Here is a 21,323-nt window from a genome sequence, read left to right on the forward strand (position 1 = left end):
CAGGTGAAGCTTGACCTGCCTCACGACTCGTCGTGAATCCGGCCGATGCCGCTGGACCTGACCATCCCCGAGCGCACGGCCTCCACCTGCCGCGCGGCCATGCGCTTCTGTGCCCGCAACCGCTGGGCGCCGCTCGCTGAGATGCCCATCCCCTGCGGGCGGCGGCTGGACATCATGGCGCTCACCCCGGAGGGCTGCCTTTACGCCATCGAGGTGAAATCGGGGCCTCGCGACTTCCTCTCGGACAACAAGTGGCACGAGTACCGGGACTGGTGCGACCGGCTCTACTTCGCTGTCGATTGCGACTTCCCGCAGGAACTCATCCCGGAGGAGATCGGGCTGATCGTCAGCGACGGCTTCGATGCCGTGATGGTGCGAGATACCGAGCACAAGGCGCTGGCGGGCGCGCGGCGAAAGTCGCTCATGCATCGTTACGCCGTACTGGCGGCCGGACGCCTCGCCGCCCTTTGTGATCCCGTGGGTTCGCAGGAGATGCGCGCTGCGCTGCTCTGCGAGTAGAGGCGTTCCCCGGCCGAGGGCAGTGATTCTGCCCTACGGAACCAGGACGTGCACGGACCGTTCCTTCTCCGGCCCGCCGCCCCACGGCGGCACCTGCCCTTCCGGAGAAGTAGAGCTCATGAACCGTCGCGCTATCCCCCTCGCCCTCGCGGGGGCCGCCCTGCTGCCCGTTCTCGCCCACGCCCAGGGCAATTCCCCCCGCGCCGACGTGCCGCCTGAGAACCTGGCCGCGGCCCCGCCCGAGCGCTTGGCGCGCATGCTCTACGAGGCCGGCTCGTTCTCCCACGCGACCGCGCAGATCGGCGCCGAGAAGGCGACGAACCCCGAGGTAAAGCGCTTCGCGAATTTCGAGATCCAGGAGCAGGAGGGCGTCGCCCAGGCCATGAAGCTCGCTGGCCACAACTTCCCCATGGCGAGCTTCGGCAATGACCGCGGCAAGATGCTCGAGAGCCTGCGTGGCGCCAGCGGCGCCGATTTCGAGCGCATGTTCCTCCAGGTCCAGGAGCGTGGCCACCAGGAGCTGCTGAGCCTGACCAGCGCCATCATGGCCGGCAACGCTCCCGTGCCGGACAAGATCGCGGCGACGCTCTCGAACAACCAGATCAAGGAGCACCTGATCCTGATCGGGGAGATGCAGGGCCGTCGCTGAGCGGGCGCTGAAGGCAGGGTAGGGGGCGAGGAACCGGCAGGCCGGTTCCCGCTAGATCAGTCCGGCAGGCTCGCAACGAGGGCCTCGCCCTCCGGCAGCAGCACCGCCAGGCGCACGGTGCCGCCCCACCCCTGGACGGCGACGTTGCCTACCACGTCCTCGATCCGGTGGTCGGAGCCCTTCACCAGCACGTCCGGACGGATGGCCTCGACGAGCGGAAGGAGATCGTCCTCCTCGAAGGAGGTCACGAGGTCCACGCTGGGAAGGGAAGCGAGGGCTGCCGCCCGCACCGCCTCGGCCTGCGCCGGCCGGGTCGGGCCCTTGAGGCGGCGCACGGCCTCGTCGCTCCGCACGCCCACCACCAGCCGGTCGCACCAGCGCCGCGCCTGCTCCAGCATGTGGCGGTGGCCGGGGTTGAGAAGGTCGAAGGACCCATCCGCGAAGCCGACGCGCCAGCCCTGGCGCCGCCACCGCTCTGCCTGCTCGGCGGCGCGCAGGCGGGTGACGATCTTGCGCAGGGTGCCCCGCTCGGCGCCGAGGGATTCCAGGATGTCGGCGTCCCGCGCCACCGCCGTGCCGACCTTCCCCACCACCAGCCCGGCCGCCATGTTCGACAGGCGCGCCGCGACGGGAAGCGGCAGCCCGGCCGCCATGCCCGCGGCCACCATGGCCGCCACCGTGTCTCCCGCGCCGGCGACGTCCGCCACCTCCATCGCCTCGGCGTGGAAGTGGTGCACCTGCTCACCGTCCAGCAGGGTCATGCCCTCGCGCCCGCGGGTCACGAGCACGGCGCCGATCGAGAAGCGCTGGCTGAGCGCGCGGGCGGCGGCCAGCAGCCCGGCCTCGCTCTCGATCTCCATGCCCGTCGCGGCGCGCAGCTCCGCCCGGTTTGGGGTGATGAGGTCGGCGCCGGCATAGATCCCGTGGTCGCCTCCGTGGGGATCGACCACCACGCGCCGCCCCGCCGCGCGGGCGGCTGCGATCAGGCGCTGCGGCACATCGCCCGCCAGCACGCCCTTCCCGTAGTCCGAGAGGATGATGACCTTGGTGGCCGCGATCGTGTCCTGGGCGATCCGCACCAGCCGGTCTGCGAGGCGCGGGTGGATGGCGCGCGCCACCTCGTGGTCGGCCCGCAGCAGGTGCTGGCCGGCGGCGATGAAGCGTGTTTTGGTCGTGGTGGCGCGGCCGCCCTGGACCAACAGCCAGGGCTCCACCCCCGGTTGCCCGCCGATCAGCCCCGTGAGGTCCGAGCCCGCCTGGTCGTCGCCCACGACCGAGAGGAAGGCGACGGAAGCGCCCAGGGCGGTCAGGTTGCGCACGACGTTCCCGGCGCCGCCGGGCGTCGCAACCTCGCGTTCCACGCTCAGCACCGGCACGGGCGCCTCGGGCGAGATGCGGGTCACCGTGCCGTAGACCGTGCGGTCGAGCATGGCGTCGCCGACGACGAGCACGGAAGCCCGGCGCAGGGCGCGCACGGCTTCCGACAGGTCGGCCGCAGCCATGATGGGACCTGGGTTGGGGCCCGGCGTGGGGCTTGGAGTCTCTGGCGCGGGGCCGTTCATCGGCTTTGGCGTAGCCCGCCGCCGGGGCGGGTGGCAACCGGCCGTTGCGCCCGGTGACCACGCGTTAATCCCTTTCGCGCAGAATCGTCGCTGCCATGACCCCTGCTCCGCACCCGGCCCGGCAAGGGCCACCCCTGGCGGCGCTGCTGTTCCGACCCGGCCCCGGGCTCGCGCCCGAGGCCCATCGGGTGGCGCGCGCACTGCTGGAGGACGCCGCCCGCAACCGCGGCGGCCGCGTCTCCTCGGCCGAGAACGGGGCTTGGCGGCTCGTTGCCGCCGCGCCGGCGCTCGACATGGCGCACCGCGCCCTCTCCGCCGTGCTGCACGGCCGGGACGCCGCCCTGCTGACAGAGGCGGTCGCGCTGCCGCCCACCGCCCAGGCGCCCGCCACGGGGCTGGAAGCCCTGCTCGGCGCCGTTCCGCTGGAGCGGCTGCTCGAGCGCCGGCCCATCCTCGGCTTCGGCGAGGGCGGGGCGCCTTACCCGGTGGGGGAGCGGGTGCTGCCCTCGGCCACGGCGATCGACGCCGCCCTCGGGGCGCGCTGGGCAGGGGCTCCATGGCAGGCCCATGCCTGGGGTCTGGTGGCCCGCCGCGCGCTGGCGTTCCTGCCCGAATCCAAGGGCGCGCTGCACCTGGATCTCCCGCCCGAGGCGATGCCCGCCGATCCGCCGGGCACGCTGCTTCCAGTCCTGCCGCCCCGCGCCCTGGCCCGGTCGCCGGCGGGGCGCTTCGGCATCGACGGCCCGGGTGCCGCGGGCTTGGCCCTGATCGACCCCGCCCATCTGCGCGGGGAGGTGCTGCACCTGCCCTTCGACCCCGCGCTGGTCGCGCTGCCCGACGGGTTCTGGGCGGCGCTCGACCCGGCACGGGTGGTGCTGGAAGGCGTGGCGGAGACGGCGGCGCTCTCCTGGGGCCTGGCGCGCGGCATCGGCCGCTTCGCCGGGCCCTGGCCAAGCCGCCTGCTCGCCGCCCGTCACCGCCGGGAGGCCGCGGCCGGATGACGCCCCAGATCGCCGCGCGCCCCGCTCGAGTTTCCGCCCTGCCGGTGGACCCGCCGCCGCTGACCGGGCCGGACGGCGGCGCGGCGGACCTGGCCGCGATGACACGCATCTGCCTCGCCTCCGGCGCCGTGCGGGACGTGCTCTGGCTGCGCCTTTCCCGCCTGCCAAAGGGCCTGGACCGCCCACATCACCGCCGCCTCCTGCGCGAGGCCCTGGCCCTGCCGCAGCACGCCCGCCGCGCCCGCGTCTTCCACCTGCCGAACGGCGACATGGCGGTGGCCACCGCGCCGCCGGACACGCTGCGCGCCGCCGTTCTGCGCGTGCTGGACGGCGCCGTGGACGAGGCCGCGATCGCCCAGGTCGTGCGCGGCTTGCGCTTGCCCGAGCAATCCAGCGCCCTGCTGGCCGCGCTGGAGGAAAGCCTCGGCCTGGCGGTGGCCGCCGCGCCCGCATCGCCGGAGCTGCCGCCCTTGCTGGCCGAGGAACTGGCAGCGGTGCTGCCCGCCCTCGCCCGCGCCGACCCCGCGCCCTATCTCCGCCGCCAACCCCTCTGCCGGCTGGGACCGGAGGGGGAGACGGGCATCGCGGCCGAATCGATCGCCCCCATGCCCGACGCCCTGCGGGACCGGCTGCTGCCCGGTCGCGGGCTGGCGGATGTGCCCGCGCTGGCGGCGCAGCTGCGGCTTCTGTTGGAAACCCGGATGCTCGTCGGCATCGCGCGGCCGGAATGGCTGGCGGCACCGCGCCCGCTGCACCTCTCCCTCTCCGTCGCAGCCCTGACCTCGGAGGCTTTCCTCGTGCTCGACGGGCGGCTGCCGCGCGCGGTGCGGCCGATGCTCACCCTCGCGGTCCCGGCGGCCGAGATCCTGGCGGATCCGTCGGGCTTCGCGCTGGGCCGGGACCTGGCGGTCAGCCGCGGCTATCCCCTGGCGCTGGAGGCGCCCTCCGGCGAGTCCCTGGCGCTGCTGAACCCCGCCCGGCTGGGCGCGAGCGTCGTGCGCCTGGCCTGGGACGAGGCGCTTCCGGCCAGCCCGCCGTCCCCCGCGGCGCTCGACGGCATGTCCGTGGTCCTGACCGGCGCGGACCGGGCGGCGGCCATCGCCTGGGGATGGGAGAACGGTATCACTCTTTTCCAGGGCCGCGCGACCGACCGCCACCTGCGCCGGTAGGGCCCCGCCCTGGCGGGGTGCCGCCGGGCATCCTATCCCTTGCCAATGCGCCCGGCCCCGGAACCCCATACCCCTGCCATCGAGGTGGAGGGATTGACCAAGCGCTACGGCGTCACCGTGGCGGTGGACGGCCTCTCCTTCACCCTGCCGCGCGGGGGCACGATGGGGCTGCTCGGCGGCAATGGCGCGGGCAAGAGCACGACCATCGCCATGCTGCTCGGCCTGCTGATCCCCTCCTCCGGCCGCGTACGTCTGCTCGGGCACGACATGGCGCGGGACCGCTTCGCCGCGCTTGCCCGCGCGAATTTCTCCTCTCCCTATATCTCCCTGCCGCACCGGCTGAGCGTGGGGGAGAACCTTCGCGTCTACGCACATCTCTACGACGTGCCGGATGCCGGGGCCCGGATCGCGGAACTCGCCGCGCAGCTCTCGCTCGCCGACCTTATGGACCGGCCGGCGGGCCAGCTCTCGGCGGGGCAGAAGACGCGTGTGGCGCTGGCCAAGTCCCTCATCAACCGCCCTGACCTCCTCCTGCTGGACGAGCCCACGGCGAGCCTCGACCCCGACACGGCGGACTGGGTGCGCTCCTGGCTGGAGCGGTACCGGGCGGAGAGCGGCTGCGCGATCCTCCTCGCCTCCCACAATATGGCGGAGGTGGAGCGGCTCTGCGACCGCGTGCTGATGCTGAAAACCGGGCGGCTGGTGGACAGCGGCTCTCCTGCCGACCTGCTCTCCCGCTACGGGCGAAGCGACCTGGAGGAGGTTTTCCTCGACATCGCGCGCGACCGCCGGGCGGGGTAAGAGCGATGACCACGCGCCCCAGCCGTTCCTCCGGCTCCGAGGCTTATGACCTGCTGCTGGCGGCCATCGACAGCGGCGCCCTGCCCGCCGGCACCCGTTTGCGGGAGGCGGAACTGGCGGTGCGCTTCGGCATCAGCCGCACCCCCGTGCGTGAGGCGCTGAAGCGGCTGGAGGCCCAGGGCCTGGTGCTGCACGAGCCGCATCATGGGGCGGTGGTGGCCAGCCTCGGCTACGCGCAGATGACCGAACTCTACCACATGCGGGAGGTGCTGGAGGGCACCGCTGCCAACCTCGCCGCCACCCATGCCACGCCGACGGAGGTGGAGATCATGCGCGAGATGGTGGAGCGCGACCGTGGGCTGCAGGAGGACCCGGTGCGCTTGGCCGGCACCAACCGTCTGTTCCACCAGCAGGTCTACCTGGCGGCGCGGAACAGCTTCCTGAACACCATCCTGGAGAACATGCGCCTCTCCCTCGCGCTCCTCGGCGGCACGACGCTGGCGGTGCCCCGGCGCGGGGCTGAGTCGGTGGAGGAGCACGCGGCCATCGTGGCGGCGATCGAGGCTCGGGACGCCGAAGGCGCCGAAGCAGCGGCGCGCCGGCACATCCGCAACGCCTTCAAGGTGCGGATCGGCCTCTCCACCCGCCCAGGATAGAAAGCTTGTAAGCCGCGTGCCTGAGTTGTATCCGCCGGTATACATTCTGGAGGATAGGGCGAGGGATGCCGGATTTCTCGCGGATCTGGGACGTTCTGGTGATCGGCGGCGGCAACGCGGCCCTCTGCGCTGCGGTCACCGCGCGCCAGGCGGGCTGCTCCGTGCTGTTGATCGAGCACGCGCCCAAGCCGATGCGGGGTGGGAACAGCCGCCACACGCGCAATATGCGGACGATGCATCCCGAGCCGACGAAGGTGCTCACCGAGAGCTATCTCGAGGACGAGTACTGGGACGACCTTCTGCGCGTGACCGGCGGCCAGACCGACGAGAACCTGGCACGCATGACCATCCGCCTGACGCATGACGCGCTACCCTTCATGGAGGCCTGCGGGGTGCGCTTCCAGCCCTCGCTCTCGGGCACGCTGAGCCTGAGCCGGACGAACGCCTTCTTCCTCGGCGGCGGCAAGGCGCTGGTGAACGCCTATTTCGCGACCGCCGAGCGGCTTGGCATCGACATCCTCTACGACACCGAGGCCGTCGATATCCGCATGGACGATGGCTTCGTGCGCGAGGTGGTGATCGACCACCGCGGTTTCCCCGAGACAGTGCGGGCGAAGGTGGTGGTGGCCTCCTCCGGAGGGTTCCAGGCGAACCACGAGTGGCTGAAGGTCGGCTGGGGCGAGGCCGCGAAGAACATCCTCGTGCGCGGGACGCCCTACGCGCAGGGGAAGGTGCTGCGGAACCTGCTGGACCAGGGCGTGGCGCAGGTCGGCGATCCTTCCCAGTGCCACGCCGTCGCGATCGACGGGCGCGCGCCGCGCTTCGATGGCGGGATCGTCACGCGGCTGGACTGCGTGCCCTTCTCCGTCGTGGTGAACAAGCACGGCGAGCGCTTCTACGACGAGGGCGAGGATGTCTGGCCCAAGCGCTACGCCATCTGGGGCCGCCTCGTCGCGCAGCAGCCGGACCAGGTCGCCTACTCGATCATCGATTCCAAGGCGGAGCGGCTGTTCATGCCGAGCGTCTTCCCGGCCATTAAGGCGGACACGCTGGGCGAGCTGGCGGTGAAGCTCGGCCTCGATCCGAAGGCCGTGGAGAAGACCGTCGCGGAGTTCAACGCGGCCTGCCGGCCCGGCGAGTTCAACTCCACCCGGCTGGACGGCTGCCGGACGGAGGGGCTGGACCCGCCGAAGACCCATTGGGCGCGGCCGATCACGGAACCGCCCTTCATCGGCTACCCGCTGCGCTGCGGGATCACCTTCACCTATCTCGGCGTGAAGGTGGACGAGAACGCGCGGGTTCTCATGGACGACGGTCGCCCCTGCGCGAATCTTTTCGCCTCGGGCGAGATCATGGCCGGCTCCATCCTCGGCAAGGGCTACCTGGCCGGCTTCGGGATGGCGATCGGCACCGTCTTCGGACGGATCGCAGGCAGGGAGGCCGCGAGGAATGCGCGAAACTGAGGCCACCACCGAAGCCCGCCGCGCGATGGAGGTGTGCAACGCCTGCCGCTACTGCGAGGGCTTCTGCGCCGTCTTCCCGGCGATGACGATGCGGCGCGAGTTCTCCACGGGGGATCTCAGCTACATCGCCAACCTCTGTCACAACTGCCGCGGCTGCTACTACGCCTGCCAGTACGCGCCGCCGCACCCCTTCAACATCAACGTGCCGCAGGTGCTCGCCCAGGTGCGGGCGGAGACCTATGAGGAATACGCCTGGCCGGGGCCGCTGGCGGGCTTGTTCAAGCGTAACGGCACGGTGGTCTCGCTGGTGGCCGCGGCCGGCATTGCGCTGGTGCTGCTACTGACCATGGCGCTGGTGGACCCGCGCGTGCTCTACCAGTCGCAGGTCGGGCCGGGCGCCTTCTACCGCGTTATCCCCTGGTGGCTGATGACAACGCTGGCGGGAGGAACCTTCATCTTTTCCATCGTCGCGCTCGTGATGGGTTTCCGCAACTTCTGGCGCGACACCGGCGGGCGAAGCGACGAGCTGACGCGCGGCCGGCCGCTTGCCGTCGCGCTGCACGATATCTTCACGCTGAAGAACCTCGGCGGCGGGGGAGGGGGCTGCAACGACCGGGACGAGGCCTTCTCCCAATCTCGCCGGCGCTTCCACCACGCGATGTTCTACGGCTTCCTGCTCTGCTTCGCTTCCACCACCAGCGCGACCTTCTACGACCACTTCCTCGGGCACGTGGCGCCCTATCCCTTCCTCAGCCTGCCGGTGCAGCTCGGCTTCTGGGGCGGGATCGGCATGGTGGTCGGCACCGCCGGCCTCATGTGGGTGAAGATCGTGTCCGATCCGGCACCGGCGGCGCGGAACCTACTGGGCGCGGACTACGCGCTGCTCGTGCTGCTCTTCCTCTCAGCCGCCACCGGGCTGCTGCTGCTGGGGCTGCGGGAAACAGGGGCGATGGGCGTGCTGCTGGCCGTCCATCTCGGCGTCATCCTCGCCCTGTTCCTGGTCATCCCCTACTCGAAGATGGTGCACGGGGTTTACCGCTCGGCGGCGCTGCTGCGGCACGCGCTGGAACGGCACCCGACGCCGCCCCCGGCAGGGACCGGCCCCACCGACCGCGCTCTCGGCTCGGCGGCCTGAGCGGGCATCGCGGCTTCGGGAAGTCCCCGCGGCCGCGAAAGCCCTGGCGGGACCAGGCGTGCGGGCGGATCATGCCGGCCACCGACGACAAGAACCGGGAGAGGACGCCATGCTCGAGCACGCGAAGAAGACGCTGCGGATCACCCCGATGAGGGAGCGCGTCTCGCCCGCCGAGTGGCAGGCGCGGATCGACTGCGCCGCCTGCTACCGCCTCGTCGCCCATTACGGGATGGCGGACATGATGGCGAACCACATCTCCGTCCGCGTACCAGGCGAGGACAACGCCTTCCTCATCAACCCCTACGGCATGATGTACGAGGAGATGACGGCCTCCTCCCTCATCAAGGTCGATATCGACGGCACGATCCTCGACAAGCCGGACTACGGGGATTTCGATTTCGGCATCAACCGCGCGGGCTACGTCATCCACTCCGCCATCCATCGCGCGCGGCATGACCTGGACTGCGTGATCCACACGCATACCTGGCCAGGCATGGCGGTCTCCTCGCTCGCATGCGGGCTGCTGCCGATGACGCAGACGGCGATGCGGTTCACGAAAATCAGCTACCACGAGTACCAGGGCGTGGTGCTGGACCTCACGGAGCAGGAGGCGCTGGTCGCCAATCTCGGCGAGAACAACGCCATGATCCTGCGCAACCACGGGCTGCTGACCGTCGGCCGCACGGTGGGGGAGGCTTTCAACGCCCTGCACCGGCTGGAACTCTCCTGCCGTGCGCAGATCGCCGCCATGTCCTGCAACACGCCGCTGCACCCAGTCCCGCAGGCGGTGCTGGACGCCACCTACCAGAACTACCAGCCGAACGTCCGTCGCCCCTACGGCCTCATGGAATGGCCGGGGCTGCTGCGGATGCTCGACCGGCTCGATCCGAGCTACGCGGAGTAGCGCGGGGCGCGCCTCAGGCGGCGATGGAGAGGTTGGCGGCCTCGGCCGGGCGCGCGGCCGCGCTCGGTGCCAGTTCGAGCACGTCGATGCCGTTCCCGGTGCCGGGATCGAAGCGGGCGGCGACCTCCACGCCGCGGCGGGCATCCAGGCCGACTGCCATCACCGCGAGGGCGTATTCACGGCCCGACCCGATGGCGGTGAAGCCGTCCTCCACCGCCCATTTTCCGTCGCGCCCGTGCAGCCAGCAGCGGCCGTCCGGCAGCACCTCGATGGCGGTGCACCAGCGGTCCGAGGCTTGTCCGTCCGGGCGCCCGGTCAGGCCCTCAAGCCAGTCCAGCACAGCGCAGGCCACGTACCAGTCGCCCGTGGCGCCGAGCAGGCGACCGTCTGGCGTGCGACGGATTTTTGTCGAGGAATAGGTGGTAGTGCCGACGCTGACCCGCCGGTCGCCGACGAGTGCCTTGCTGTCCCACGCGATGGTCGTCATGCGGATGACCCCCGGATGTGTCCTTCATCACATTTAGGTGATAATTTACCTGTTGGGCAAGCTGAACCGAACGGCAGCGCAGGGCTGATGCAGGGTCGCAACAATCGGTCGGTGAAGCGCCGCTAATTCACGCTGGCACCGGAAAGCCGCACGACGGTGGCCCAGCGGGCAATCTCCTTGTCCAGAAAGGCGCCGAACTCCTCGGGCGTGCTGCCCACGGGGTCCGCACCCTGCTCGATCATCTGGCGCTCAATGTCTGGGCGGCGGACGGCCGCCGCGGCGTCGGCGGAGACGCGCTCCACCACCTCCCGCGGAGTGCCGGCAGGCCCCAGGATCCCGAACCAAGAGGAGGCGTCGAAGCCCTCGAAGCCGAGTTCCGCCATGGTCGGCACCTCCGGCGAGGAGCGTGAGCGGGCGAGGGTGGAGACCGCGAGGGCGCGCAGCTTGCCGGCCCTGATCTGCTCGATGACGGAGGGGATGGTCGCGAACATGAAGTCGATCCGCCGCGTCAGCAGGTCGTTCAGCGCCACCGCCCCGCGATAGGGCACATGGGTGGTCTGCACCCCCGCCATCCCATCCATCATCGCACTGGCGAGGTGTGACGAGGTGCCGACGCCGGTCGAGCCGTAGGAAAGGCCGCCCGGCCGCTGCTTCGCCAGCGCCACCAGCTCGGCCACGCTGCGGGCCGGCGAGTCCGGCGCGACCACGAGGATGTTCGGCACCGAGGCCAGAAGGCTGATCGGCGCCAGATCCCGCCGCGTGTCGTAAGGCATGGTGCGGTAGAGCGACTGGTTGACGGCCAGCGGCCCCACCGAGGCGACGAGCAGCGTGTAGCCATCGGGCGCCGAGCGGGCGACGTATTCCGTGCCGATATTGCCGCCCGCCCCCGCGCGGTTCTCGATCACCACCGGCTGGCCCCAGCGTTCCGAGAGAAGGTTGCCGACGAGCCGGGCGATGATGTCCGTCGTGCCGCCGGCGGTGAAGGACACGACGATCCGCACCGGCCGGTCCGGCCAGGCCGCAAGGGCCGGGCCGGCGAGGGCCAGGGCAGGGGCAGCGAGCAGCAGGGCGCGGCGTGTCGTCATGTTTCCTCCGCAGCGGCCATCTTCTGCGGCCGTCTTCCGTGATCGTCGCAAGGGCGTAGGCTGGGGCGCAAGCGCGGCCTTGGCGGCCGATCGGAGGAGATGACATGAACACGACACGGCGCGGATTGCTCGCTGCCTCGGGCGCGGCGCTGGCCATGCCGGCGCTGGCTGCCTGGCCGGAGCGGACTGTGAGCCTCGTGGTCCCCTACACCGCCGGCGGCTCGACCGACGTGGTGGCGCGGCTGTTGGCGCCCCGGCTGCAGGCGATCCTTGGCCAGTCCTTCGTAGTGGACAACCGCACGGGGGCGGGCGGCTCGATCGGCACTGCGGCGGTGGCGCGCGGGCCGGCGGATGGCACCGTCTTCCTCGTCTCCTCCGCCAGCAACCATGTGATGTACCCGATCGTGGCGCCCGGCAGCATGCCGGACCCGCGGGGCGCTTTTGCCGGGGTTTCCCAGCTGGCCGACATCCCGCTGGCACTGACGGTCGCGAACCGGCTGGGCGTCTCGGACATGGCGGGGCTGCTGGCGCTGCTGAAGCGTGAGCCCGGGAAGCACTCCTTCGCCTCCTCCGGCGTCGGCGGGTCGCAGCACCTGGCGGGAGAGCTCTTCGCCATGCGGGCGGGGGTGGACATCCTCCATGTTCCCTATCGTGGCGGCGGACCGGCGCTGAACGACCTCGTGGCCGGGCAGGTCTCGCTCGCCTTCCTCAATCTGCCGACCGCTCTGCCGCAGGCCGAGGCTGGAAAGGTGAAGATCCTGGCAGTGGCCGGCGAGAAGCGCTCGGCGCTGAAGCCGGACATTCCCACGGTGACGGAACTCGGGGTGCAGGGCTTCGCGGTGCGTTCCTGGACCGCCCTTTTCGCCCCGCGCGCGACTTCGCCCGAGATCGTGACGCGGCTCAGCGCGGCGGTTCGGCAGGCGCTTGAGGAACCAGGCATGAAGGCGCGCTTCGCGGAGCTTGGGGCGGAGGCCGAGGTCTCCACCCCCGCCGAGCTGGACAGCTTCGTGCGCGAGGAGTTCGTGCTGTGGGAGCCGGTGATCCGCGCCGCCAAGGTGACAGCGCAGTAGCGGGACACAATGAAAAGGGCCGACCGGGTTCCCCCGGGCGGCCCTTTTCACGTCTTTCGGCCAGCGCCTATTCCGCCGGGGCGGGATGTGCCACCGGCGGCGCGGCGCGCGAGCCGCGGCGGAGGCGCCCGACAGCACTGCCGAGCGCGTCGAAGCCGAGATAGAGCACGGGCGTGACGAAGAGCGTCAGCGCCTGGCTGACCGCAAGGCCGCCCACCACGGCGAGGCCCAGCGGCTGGCGCAGCTCGGCCGCAGCACCCCAGCCGGCGGCGATCGGCACCGCGCCGGCGGCGGCCGCCAGCGTCGTCATGATGATCGGGCGGAAGCGGAGGAGGCAGGCCTCCCGCACCGCCGTCAGCGGGTCCACGCCCTCCCGCTGCCGGCTGAGCGCCACGTCCACGATCATGATGGCGTTTTTCTTCACCAGCCCGATCAGCAGCAGCACGCCGATCACGCCGATGACCGAGAGATCCATCCCGAAAAGCCAGAGCGTGGCGAGCGCCCCCAGCGCCGCGGCGGGCAGGCCGGAGAGGATGGTCAGCGGGTGGATGAGGCTCTCGTAGAGGACGCCGAGCACGACATACATCACGAGCACGGCGGCGAGGATCAGCGCGCCCTGGCCGGCCAGCGCCTGCTGGAAGACCTGCGCCGTGCCCGAGAAGGCGCCGATGACGCCGAGCGGCGGTTGCATCTCCGCCTGGGTCGCCATGATGGCTTCCGTTGCCGCGCCCAGCGAGACGCCGGGCGCGAGGTTGAAGCCGATGGTGACGGCGGGAAGCTGGCCCTGGTGCCCGACCGTCAGCGGCCCGGTGCCGCGCTGCACCGTTGCCAGCGCGCTCAGCGGCACGAGGCGCCCGGTATTGGAGCGGAGATAGAGCTTCTGCAGCCCGCTCTCATCCCGCTGGTCCTCCGGCAGGGCCTCCACGATGACCGGATAGGCGTTCGCCTGGGCGTAGATGGTGGAGATCTGCCGCGCGCCAAAGGCGGAGTAGAGGGCCTGGCGCACCTGATCCACCGTCACGCCAAGCGCCGCCGCTCGGTCGCGGTCCACCTGCACCGAGACCACGGGCGCGTCGAGCTGAAGGTCCGTGTTCACGTCCTGCAGCAGCGGGTTGCTCCGCAGCCGGGCCGCGAGGCGTTGGGAGAAGTCGTAGAGCGGCCCGGATTCGAGCCCCTGCAGCGTGTAGATGTAGAGGGTGCGCGACTGGCGGGCGCCGAAGTTGAGGTTCTGGATCGGCTGGAGGAAGACCTGCATGCCCGGCACGCTGGAGGTTTCGCGGCGGAGCTGCTGGATGACCTCCTGCACGGGCGGGCGCTGGTTGCGGGGCTTCAGCTCGATGAACATGCGCCCCTGGTTGATCGAGAGGCTCTGCCCGACCGCGCCGACGTTGGAGGCGACCGTCTCGACATAGGGGTTCGCCTTGATGATCCGGGCGACCTCCCCCTGCAGCTCCACCATCGCCTCGTAGGAGGCGTCGCGCGGGCCCTCGGTCGCGCCATTGGCGAGGCCGGTATCCTCGATCGGGAAGAAGCCTTTGGGCATCGCGACGGCCAGCCAGCCGGCCGCGACAAGGGAGGCGAAGAACACCGCCCAGACCACCAGCCGGAAGCGGAGCGCGAGGCCCAGCCCCCAGGCATAGGCCCGCTCCACCGCTTTGAAGCCGCGCTCGAGGAAGGCATCCACCCGGCCTGGCGCCGAATGATGCGGCAGCCAGGAGGCCATGAGCGGCGTGAGGGTGAGGGAGACGAAGCAGGATACAGCGACCGCCAGCGAGACGGTGGCCGCGAAGGCATTGAAGACGCGCCCTACCACGCCGCCCATGAGCAGGATCGGCAGGAAGACCGCGGTGAGCGAGAGGGTGATCGAGATGATCGTGAAGCCGATCTCCCGCGAACCCTTCAGCGCCGCCTCGAAGGGGTCCATCCCCTCCTCCACATGGCGGACGATGGCTTCGAGCATGACGATGGCGTCGTCCACCACGAGGCCTACCGCCAGGGTGAGCGCCAGCAGGGTCACGTTGTCGATGCCGTAGCCCATCAGGTACATCAGCCCGAAGGTGCCGCAGAGCGAGATCGGCACCGCGACCATCGGGATCAGCGTCGCCAGCAGACGCCGCAGGAAGAGCCAGACCACCAGCACAACGAGGCCGATGGCGATGATCAGGCTTTCCTGCACGTCGTGTACCGCGGCACGGATGGAGGCGGAGCGGTCCAGCGCCACATCGAGCTGCGAGCCCGGCGGCAGCGCCGCGCGCAACGCGGGCAGGGCGGCGATCACGCCGTCCACCACTTCCACCGTGTTCGCGTCCGGCTGGCGCTGCACGGCGAGCGTCAGGCCGCGCACCCCGTTGCGGTAGGAGGCGACGCGGTCGTTCTGCACGCCGTCCACGACGTCCGCCACTTCCGAAAGGCGCACCTGGGCGCCGGACCGGCCGGCGATCACGAGGTTGCCGAAGGCCTCGGCGTCCGGCGGCTGGTCGTTCGCGCGCAGCACCAGCTGCTGCCGCTGACCGCTGAGCGTGCCGACCGGCGTGTTCGAATTGGCCGTCGCGACCGCGCTGCTGACCTGGTCCAGCGTGAGCCCCATGGCCGCCAGCCGGTCCGCCCGCATCCGCACGCGGACGGAGAAGAGCTGCTCGCCATAGGTCACGACCTGCGCGACGCCCGGCACGCGGGAGAGGGCAGGGGAGACGAGCGTCGAGGCGATGTCGTTCAGCTGGTAGAGCGGCACGTCCCCGCCCGAGAGCGTCAGCAGCACCACCGGCGCATCGGCCGGGTTCGCCTTCCGATAGGAGGGCGGCTGCGTCATCTCGATCGGCAGGCGCCGCTGGGCACGGGTCAGCGCCGCCTGCACGTCCTGCGCGGCCGCGTCGATGTTTCGGTTAAGCACGAATTGCAGCGTGATCTGCGTCGTGCCCTGGCCGGAGGTGGATGAGATCTGGTCGATGCCGGTGATGGTGGAGAACTCACGCTCCATCGGCAGGGCGACAGAGGTGGCCATGGTGTCCGGGCTCGCGCCGGGAAGCTGGGCGCTGACCGTGATGACCGGGAAGTCGACCCGCGGCACGGCAGCCACGGGCATGGACAGGTAGCCCATGATGCCCGCGAGCACGATGGCCACCGAGAGGAGCCCGGTCATGACCGGGCGGCGGATGAAGACGGCGGAAAGGTTCATCGGGCGGCTGCCTGCGCCTGCTGCGCCATCTGCGGCGCATCAGGTGCCTGCCCAGTTTGGGCCTGAGGCCTTCCGCCGCCGGGTGCCTGCCCGGGGGTGCGGACCGCGACCCGGGCACCGTCCCGCAGGCGCTCGATGCCCTCGGTCACCACGCGCTCGCCGTCCGTGACCCCGCCCTCGATGACGGCGCGGCCAGAGGCGTAGCGCAGCACCTTCACCCCCACCCGCCGGGCGGTGTTCTCCGGCGTGACGGCATAGAGAAAGTTGCCGCCCTGCCCCACGCGTACGGCGGCGACGGGGACGGAGGTGGCCTGGGCATCGGTGCGCGGAACCATCACCACCTCCAGGTACTGGCCGGGCCAGAGCCGCGAGGCCTCGTTGAGGAAACGCGCCTTCAGCTGGATCGTGCCGGTGGTGGTGTCCACGGCGCTATCGACGAAGACCAGTTCCCCCTGCGCCGGGCGGGCGGCCTCCCCCGGGGGCTGGGCGCGCACGCGGGGCGTCTCGTTCCGTCCCTGGGCGGCGCGCAGCTCGGCCAGCCAGCGCTCGGGCACGGAGAAGGCGACGAGGATCGGGTCGGTCTGGGTGATGGTGGCCAGCACCGCGCCCTCAGAGGCGCGGACGAAGTTGCCGGCCTTGTAGGGCAGGTTGCCCAGCCGGCCGGGGGCCTCGGCCCGGATGGTCGCGAACTCGATTGCCAGCCGCGTCTGCGCCACGATTGCCTCGCCGGCCTTCACGGTCGCGGCGAGGGCGGTCGCGTCCGCGCTCGCCTGCTCGGCCCGCTGGGCGGAGGCGTAGGCGTCGGAGCGGAGCGAGGCGTAGCGCCGGGCGTCGGCCTGGGCGCGCTCGAGCTGGGCGCGGTCGCGCGCCAGGTTCGCCTCCTGCTGGGCGAGCTGGGCCTGGGCGGTGCGGGAGTCCAGGGTGAAGAGCAGGTCGCCGGCCTTCACCAGCTGCCCTTCCTCCACATGCACCCGCTCGATCTGCCCATCCACCCGCGAGCGGACGGAGATCACCGAGATCGGCTGGGCTGTCCCGTTCGCCGTTACCTCCACCGGCACCGCGCCAACGGTGGCCGGCGCGACGGCGACAGAGACCGGCGGCCCGCCCTCCTGGCCAGGAGGCGTGGCCGGGGCCTGTGCCAGCGCGGAACTCGCCGCACCGAGAGCAAGGCAGAAAGCAGCGAGGACTGCGCGCATGCGTTGGTTCCGGGCTGTGATTCCGCTCACTCTCGCTTGCGGACCGCTGGTTCGAAAAGGACGATACTAAGTGTTCTGTCTATCCTGAGACAATTTGTTGCCTCTCGGACATGTATTTTGGCGCAAGAACCGTCGAAGTCGCGGCAACCGGGCGTCCCGTGAACGCCTATATGGTGTCAGGCAGGGATCCGGAAGCATTCTCTAATGAGATTAAGGTTAGGTATTCGTGATACGCTTCACGGCATGCGCAACCCTGGCCCCGGTCGCGCCTCCCGCAGGGCGTTGCTGGCGGCAGTCCTCCTCCTCCCTGCGGCCCCGGTATTGGCCCAGGCGGGCGCGTCGGGCGTCGTGGAGACGCTGCACGCGGCCCTGATCGGGGTGATGCGGGATGCCCGGCGCCTGGGCGTCCGCGGGCGGCTGGACCGGCTGCGGCCGGTCATGCAATTGGCCTTCGACCTTCCGGCGATGACGCGGATCGCGGTCGGGCCCGCCTGGTCCGGCATTGCGCCCGACCAGCAGGCGGCGCTCGTGGCCGCCTTTTCCGACTGGACGATCGCGACTTATGCGAACCGCTTCGACGGCTATTCCGGCGAAAGCTTCGCCACCACAGGCGAATCAACCCTTGCGAACGGGGATCACCTTGTTCGCACCGTACTGAACCGGGTGAACAACGCGCCCGTGCAGCTCAACTACCTCCTGCGGCAGGGGCAGGGGGCGTGGCGGATCGTGGATATCTATCTCACCGGCACGATCAGCGAACTCGCCTCCCGCCGCGCTGAGTTTGCCACTCTCCTGCGCGAGGGCGGGGCGGAGCGGCTGACGGCGGAACTGCGGCGCCGGGCGACGGACCTGCTGCGGGCCTGAACCGGCGCCCTCAGCGAGCCGCGGGCACCGGGGTGGGCGCCGCGCCCGGATCCTGCAGCACGTCCAGCCCGTCGCCCGCGTCGTCGGTGCGGCCGAGCTCGGCGTTGCGGCGCTGCTGCCAGACGCTGCGGAGCCGGGCGTAGAAGTCGAGCGATTCGCTCCGGAGCGCGTCCAGGCTCTCGATGTTCTGCTCCCGCAGGTCCACGCCGCTCACCCCCGCGCGGGCCGCGTTGCCGCCGAAGGGCAGCAGCCAGCTGATCGGGTTGAGGAAGCCGTCGCCGACCATGCCGACGGTGTCGCGCACGTTCGACGGTCCGGCGATCGGCAGCATGAGATAGGGGCCGTCCTCCAGCCCCCAGGCGTTCAGGGTCTGACCGAAATCGCCGGTGCGGCGGGCAATGCCGAAATCGGTCGCGACGTCGTAGAGGCCGGCGATGCCCACCGTGGAGTTGAAGAAGAAGCGCATCGTCGTGTGCCCCGCGTCCAGGAAGCGGCCCTGGAGCACGTTGTTCGCGAAGATCCGCGGCTCCTGCATGTTGTCGAGGACGTTGCGGATGCGGGTGCGGGCATATGCCGGCACCGCCGCGCGGTAGCCCTGCGCCACCGGGCGGATCACCGCGTCGTCCACGGCCATGTTCACGTCCAGCACCTGCCGGTTGGTCGGCTCCAGCGGGTCGCCGGGGGTTGCCGCCATCTCCGCGTCTCCCCCCCGGGTGGCACAGGCTCCCAGCGAGGCGGCGAGGGCAAGGGAGAGAAGGATTCGCGGGATCATGGCGGAAGCATAGGGGAGCAGGCGGGCGAGCATAGTCGTGCCTTATGCAAGAGCCTGTGATGGCGGTTTCGCGGTGTTCTGATCCGGTGGCGGTGAGCGCTGCCGCCCCGCGCTAGCCCCGCGCCGCGAGTTCCGCCGGCGGACAGGCCAGGAGGGCTGGCCGGATGAGCAGCGTGACGAGGAGTTCCCAGCCGAGCGAGATCATCAGCAGCCGCCCCATGCTGGCCGTGCCGGGATGGCTGGATAGCCACAGGGCGCCGAAGGCGGTCGCGGTGGTCAGGGCGCTGAAGACGACGGCGCGGGTGAGGCTCGACTGGAGAAGGTCCGTCTCCCCACTGCGCCAGGCCATGACGAAGTAGATGTTGAAGGCGACCCCGATGCCGAAGAGCAGCGGCAGGGCGATTATATTGGCAAAGTTAAGCGGAAGGTCGAGCGCGGTGCAGGTGGCGAGCGTCAGCAGCCCGCTCAGCAGCACGGGCGCCATCGTCAGCGTCACGTCCCGCACACGGCGGAGGACGAGGGCGAGAAGGGCGGTGACGGTGACGAAGGACAGCACGCCCGCCTGGATGAAGGCGGTGACGATGCTGCCGCCGGCGCCGCGGATGGAGATCGGCGTGCCCGTGGCATCCGGGGCGACGGCCTGCACGGCCTCGGCGAAGCGGTGGAGGTTGTCGTCGTCGTTCACGTCGCCGCTCGGATAGGCCTGGACGCGGGCGCGGCCGTCCGCGGTGATCCAGTCCGCGACGAGGTCGGGCGGCAGGCTCTCCCGCGTGACGGGGCCGGCGGTGAGCAGGGCGCGGGTCTGGCCGAGAAGGGTCTTCAGCGGCTCGGCCAGCATCGCCTGCGCGGCCTGGCGGTTCGCGGGCGGCGCGGCGCGGAGGCGGTCCATGGCATCCGCGAGACGACGGGCAGCGGCAGAGGCGGGGTCATGCGCCTGCCCCGCGGCGGTGCGAAGGGCGGCATCGGTGGTGGACAGGCCGCGCAGGAGGTCCTCGTCGGAGGGCGGGGCTATGGGCTCCACCGCCTCCAGTGAGGGGCCGAGGAGCATGGCGGCGTCCTCTATATAGGCGAGCTTCTCCTCCTGCTGCCCGGGGATGAAGCTGCCGAGGGTGACGGTGTGGGACACCTGCGGCAAGGCCTCCAGCCGCCGGGCCAGGGCCTCGGCGGCCGCGGGGGAGGGGGCGAGGGCGTTGATCGCGTTGGGCGTGCGGTCCGGATCCACCATCAGGTCGGCCAGGGTGGACATGGATTCCACATGCGGGCTGCGCAGGTGCAGCGGGTTGAAGTCGAAGCGCAGGAAGGGAACGAGCGCGAGCGAGACGGCCGCCGCCGCCGCCGCCAGGGCCAGCACGGGGCGGCGCTGCCGGTGCAGCAGGTGCTCCATCGGGGCGAGGGCTTGGTAGCCGACCTCAACCATGCCGCCCGCTGGGTGGGTCAGGGTCAGCATCGCGGGGAGAAGGCTGATGCTGAGGAGGAAGGCGACGGCCATGCCGATCCCCGCGATGGCCCCGAGTTCGGCGACGCCGATGTAGCTGGTGGGCAGGAAGGCGAAGAGGCCCGCGGCGATGGCCGCCGCCGCCAGGGCCAGGCCGCCCCCGACCCCGCGCCCGGCCGCCACCAGGGCTTCCGCGAGCGCCTTGCCGTGCTGGCGCTCCGCGAGGACGCGGACGGCGAACTGGATGTTGAAGTCGATGCCCAGCCCGACGAAGAGGGGGATGAAGGCGACGGAGATGAGGTTGAAGCGCCCCGTGGCGGCCAGCCCAAGTCCGGTCGTCACCACCAGCCCGAGGATGGTGGTGACGAGGATGGCCACGACCACGCGTGCCGAGCGGACAGCCAGCCAGAGGATGCCGACGAGGGCGAGCACCATGGCCCCCGAGACGAGGCCCGCATTCTCCGAGATCGTGGCGAACTCCTCATCCGCGAGCGGCACGGGGCCGGTCAGGCGAAGCGTGACGCCGTGGGCGGGTTCGAGGCCGAGGGAGCGGGCGATGGCACGCATGGCATCGGTGGCGGCGGCGCCGGGCTGGAGCGCGCCGTAGTCCAGCACCGGCTGCACGAGGATGAAGCGCCGGGTCTCGCGCGGGCCGGGTGCGGTGCCGGAGATGAGGGCGCGCCAGGAGAAGAAGTGCGGCCGGCCGGCGGCGGCGTCCTCGATCGCGGCGGCGAGGGAGGGAAGGGCGCGCTGGAGGTCCGCAAGCTTCGCCTCGCCCCGCGCGACGCCTTCGAGTGCGTTGTCGAGCACGGTGGTGACCCCGCGCAGGCTCGGATCGGCGGCCAAGGGCCCGAGGAAGGGCTGGGCGGTGACGAGCTGCTCGGTGGTGGCGCGCACGTCGTCGAGCGGCAGGAGGAGCAGGCCCTCCCGTTCGAAGAAGGGGCCGGAATCGGGGCGGCGGACGGTGCGGAAGAGGTCCCGCCGCTCTTTCAGAGCCGCGGCGAGGCGGGCGGCGGCGGCATCCGCCAGTTCGGGCGTCGCGCCGTCGATCACGGCGAGGACGAGGTCGCGCTGCTGCGGGAAGGCCGCGGCATAGGCGAGTTCCCGCTGCCGCCAGGGTAGATCGGTCGAGATCAGCTCCGCCGTGTCGGTGGTCATGGCGAAGTGGCGCGTCGTGTAGAGCAGCGCGCCGAGGGCAACCGCGATCGAGAGGAGGAGCACCGCCCAGGAATGGCGCGCACTGGCCGCGACGAAGCGGCCGATCAGCGAAGTCTCGGTCGGCAATGGGGCGCCCTATGGGGTGTTGCGGCGCAACAGACCATGGGACACCCCGCTTGCGAAGGCCTCACGCTCTGGCGTTGCGGATGGTTCCTTCCTGGC

General features: G+C 71.1%; 18 protein-coding genes. 11 read left to right on the plus strand and 7 right to left on the minus strand.

What is annotated here, in order from left to right; translation table 11 throughout:
* Positions 1–45 precede the first annotated feature (45 nt).
* Together D9599_RS10940 and D9599_RS10945 are read left to right on the plus strand one after the other, a co-directional pair.
* Entirely contained in the window at positions 46–519 is a 474-nt protein-coding gene (locus D9599_RS10940; protein ID WP_043830801.1) for an MmcB family DNA repair protein, read from the plus strand.
* Between the two features lie 118 nt (positions 520–637).
* Positions 638–1,168 (plus strand): DUF4142 domain-containing protein, encoded by a 531-nt coding sequence (locus D9599_RS10945; protein ID WP_198381259.1) that lies wholly within the window; start codon positions 638–640, stop codon positions 1,166–1,168.
* Positions 1,169–1,224: 56 nt separating this feature from the next.
* Here the strand turns inward: D9599_RS10945 and D9599_RS10950 are convergent, their stop codons facing one another.
* Positions 1,225–2,673: a PfkB family carbohydrate kinase gene (locus tag D9599_RS10950; protein ID WP_375373047.1), complete on the minus strand. Its 1,449-nt coding sequence runs from the start codon at positions 2,671–2,673 to the stop codon at positions 1,225–1,227.
* A 152-nt stretch (positions 2,674–2,825) separates the two neighbouring features.
* Here D9599_RS10950 and D9599_RS10955 point away from each other — a divergent pair, with 152 nt between their 5' ends.
* From D9599_RS10955 to D9599_RS10985, 7 genes are all read left to right on the plus strand, one after another.
* A complete protein-coding gene (locus D9599_RS10955) occupies positions 2,826–3,731 on the plus strand; it encodes a hypothetical protein (RefSeq protein WP_198381261.1) in 906 nt (301 codons plus the stop codon).
* Entirely contained in the window at positions 3,728–4,900 is a 1,173-nt protein-coding gene (locus D9599_RS10960) for a hypothetical protein (RefSeq protein ID WP_198381262.1), read from the plus strand. The genes D9599_RS10955 and D9599_RS10960 overlap by 4 nt, the downstream gene beginning before the upstream one ends.
* 45 nt (positions 4,901–4,945) lie before the next feature.
* Positions 4,946–5,701, plus strand: a complete 756-nt coding sequence (locus D9599_RS10965; protein ID WP_198381292.1) for an ABC transporter ATP-binding protein — start codon at positions 4,946–4,948, stop codon at positions 5,699–5,701.
* A gap of 5 nt (positions 5,702–5,706) precedes the next feature.
* The gene (locus D9599_RS10970) at positions 5,707–6,357 is read left to right on the plus strand and encodes a GntR family transcriptional regulator (protein WP_198381263.1); all 651 of its coding nucleotides are present in this window, start codon (positions 5,707–5,709) and stop codon (positions 6,355–6,357) included.
* Between the two features lie 65 nt (positions 6,358–6,422).
* Complete coding sequence (tcuA, locus tag D9599_RS10975) at positions 6,423–7,820, plus strand: FAD-dependent tricarballylate dehydrogenase TcuA (protein WP_232480358.1); 1,398 nt, start codon at positions 6,423–6,425, stop codon at positions 7,818–7,820.
* Positions 7,807–8,955, plus strand: coding sequence for a tricarballylate utilization 4Fe-4S protein TcuB (tcuB, locus tag D9599_RS10980; protein ID WP_198381264.1), 1,149 nt, complete (start codon positions 7,807–7,809; stop codon positions 8,953–8,955). The genes tcuA and tcuB overlap by 14 nt, the downstream gene beginning before the upstream one ends.
* A gap of 109 nt (positions 8,956–9,064) precedes the next feature.
* Positions 9,065–9,859, plus strand: coding sequence for a class II aldolase/adducin family protein (locus D9599_RS10985; RefSeq protein ID WP_198381265.1), 795 nt, complete (start codon positions 9,065–9,067; stop codon positions 9,857–9,859).
* Between the two features lie 13 nt (positions 9,860–9,872).
* On the opposite strand, the gene D9599_RS10990 is transcribed toward D9599_RS10985, so the two are convergent.
* Both D9599_RS10990 and D9599_RS10995 read right to left on the minus strand, forming a co-directional pair.
* Entirely contained in the window at positions 9,873–10,346 is a 474-nt protein-coding gene (locus D9599_RS10990) for a hypothetical protein (RefSeq protein ID WP_198381266.1), read from the minus strand.
* Positions 10,347–10,468: 122 nt separating this feature from the next.
* Positions 10,469–11,431, minus strand: coding sequence for a tripartite tricarboxylate transporter substrate binding protein (locus D9599_RS10995; protein ID WP_198381267.1), 963 nt, complete (start codon positions 11,429–11,431; stop codon positions 10,469–10,471).
* Positions 11,432–11,535: 104 nt separating this feature from the next.
* Here D9599_RS10995 and D9599_RS11000 point away from each other — a divergent pair, with 104 nt between their 5' ends.
* Entirely contained in the window at positions 11,536–12,501 is a 966-nt protein-coding gene (locus D9599_RS11000) for a tripartite tricarboxylate transporter substrate binding protein (protein WP_198381268.1), read from the plus strand.
* 67 nt (positions 12,502–12,568) lie between these two features.
* Here the strand turns inward: D9599_RS11000 and D9599_RS11005 are convergent, their stop codons facing one another.
* Both D9599_RS11005 and D9599_RS11010 read right to left on the minus strand, forming a co-directional pair.
* Positions 12,569–15,676: an efflux RND transporter permease subunit gene (locus D9599_RS11005; RefSeq protein WP_198381269.1), complete on the minus strand. Its 3,108-nt coding sequence runs from the start codon at positions 15,674–15,676 to the stop codon at positions 12,569–12,571.
* The gene (locus tag D9599_RS11010; protein WP_198381270.1) at positions 15,673–16,872 is read right to left on the minus strand and encodes an efflux RND transporter periplasmic adaptor subunit; all 1,200 of its coding nucleotides are present in this window, start codon (positions 16,870–16,872) and stop codon (positions 15,673–15,675) included. Before D9599_RS11010 ends, D9599_RS11005 begins: the two co-directional genes overlap by 4 nt.
* A gap of 243 nt (positions 16,873–17,115) precedes the next feature.
* On the opposite strand from D9599_RS11010, the gene D9599_RS11015 reads away from it, so the two are divergent.
* Positions 17,116–17,736: an ABC transporter substrate-binding protein gene (locus D9599_RS11015; RefSeq protein WP_198381271.1), complete on the plus strand. Its 621-nt coding sequence runs from the start codon at positions 17,116–17,118 to the stop codon at positions 17,734–17,736.
* A gap of 10 nt (positions 17,737–17,746) precedes the next feature.
* On the opposite strand, the gene D9599_RS11020 is transcribed toward D9599_RS11015, so the two are convergent.
* Both D9599_RS11020 and D9599_RS11025 read right to left on the minus strand, forming a co-directional pair.
* Entirely contained in the window at positions 17,747–18,541 is a 795-nt protein-coding gene (locus D9599_RS11020) for a VacJ family lipoprotein (RefSeq protein ID WP_198381272.1), read from the minus strand.
* A 79-nt stretch (positions 18,542–18,620) separates the two neighbouring features.
* Entirely contained in the window at positions 18,621–21,227 is a 2,607-nt protein-coding gene (locus tag D9599_RS11025; protein ID WP_198381273.1) for an MMPL family transporter, read from the minus strand.
* Positions 21,228–21,323: the final 96 nt, after the last annotated feature.

The organism is Roseomonas sp. KE2513 (genome assembly GCF_016107305.1).
Taxonomy (GTDB): domain Bacteria; phylum Pseudomonadota; class Alphaproteobacteria; order Acetobacterales; family Acetobacteraceae; genus Roseomonas.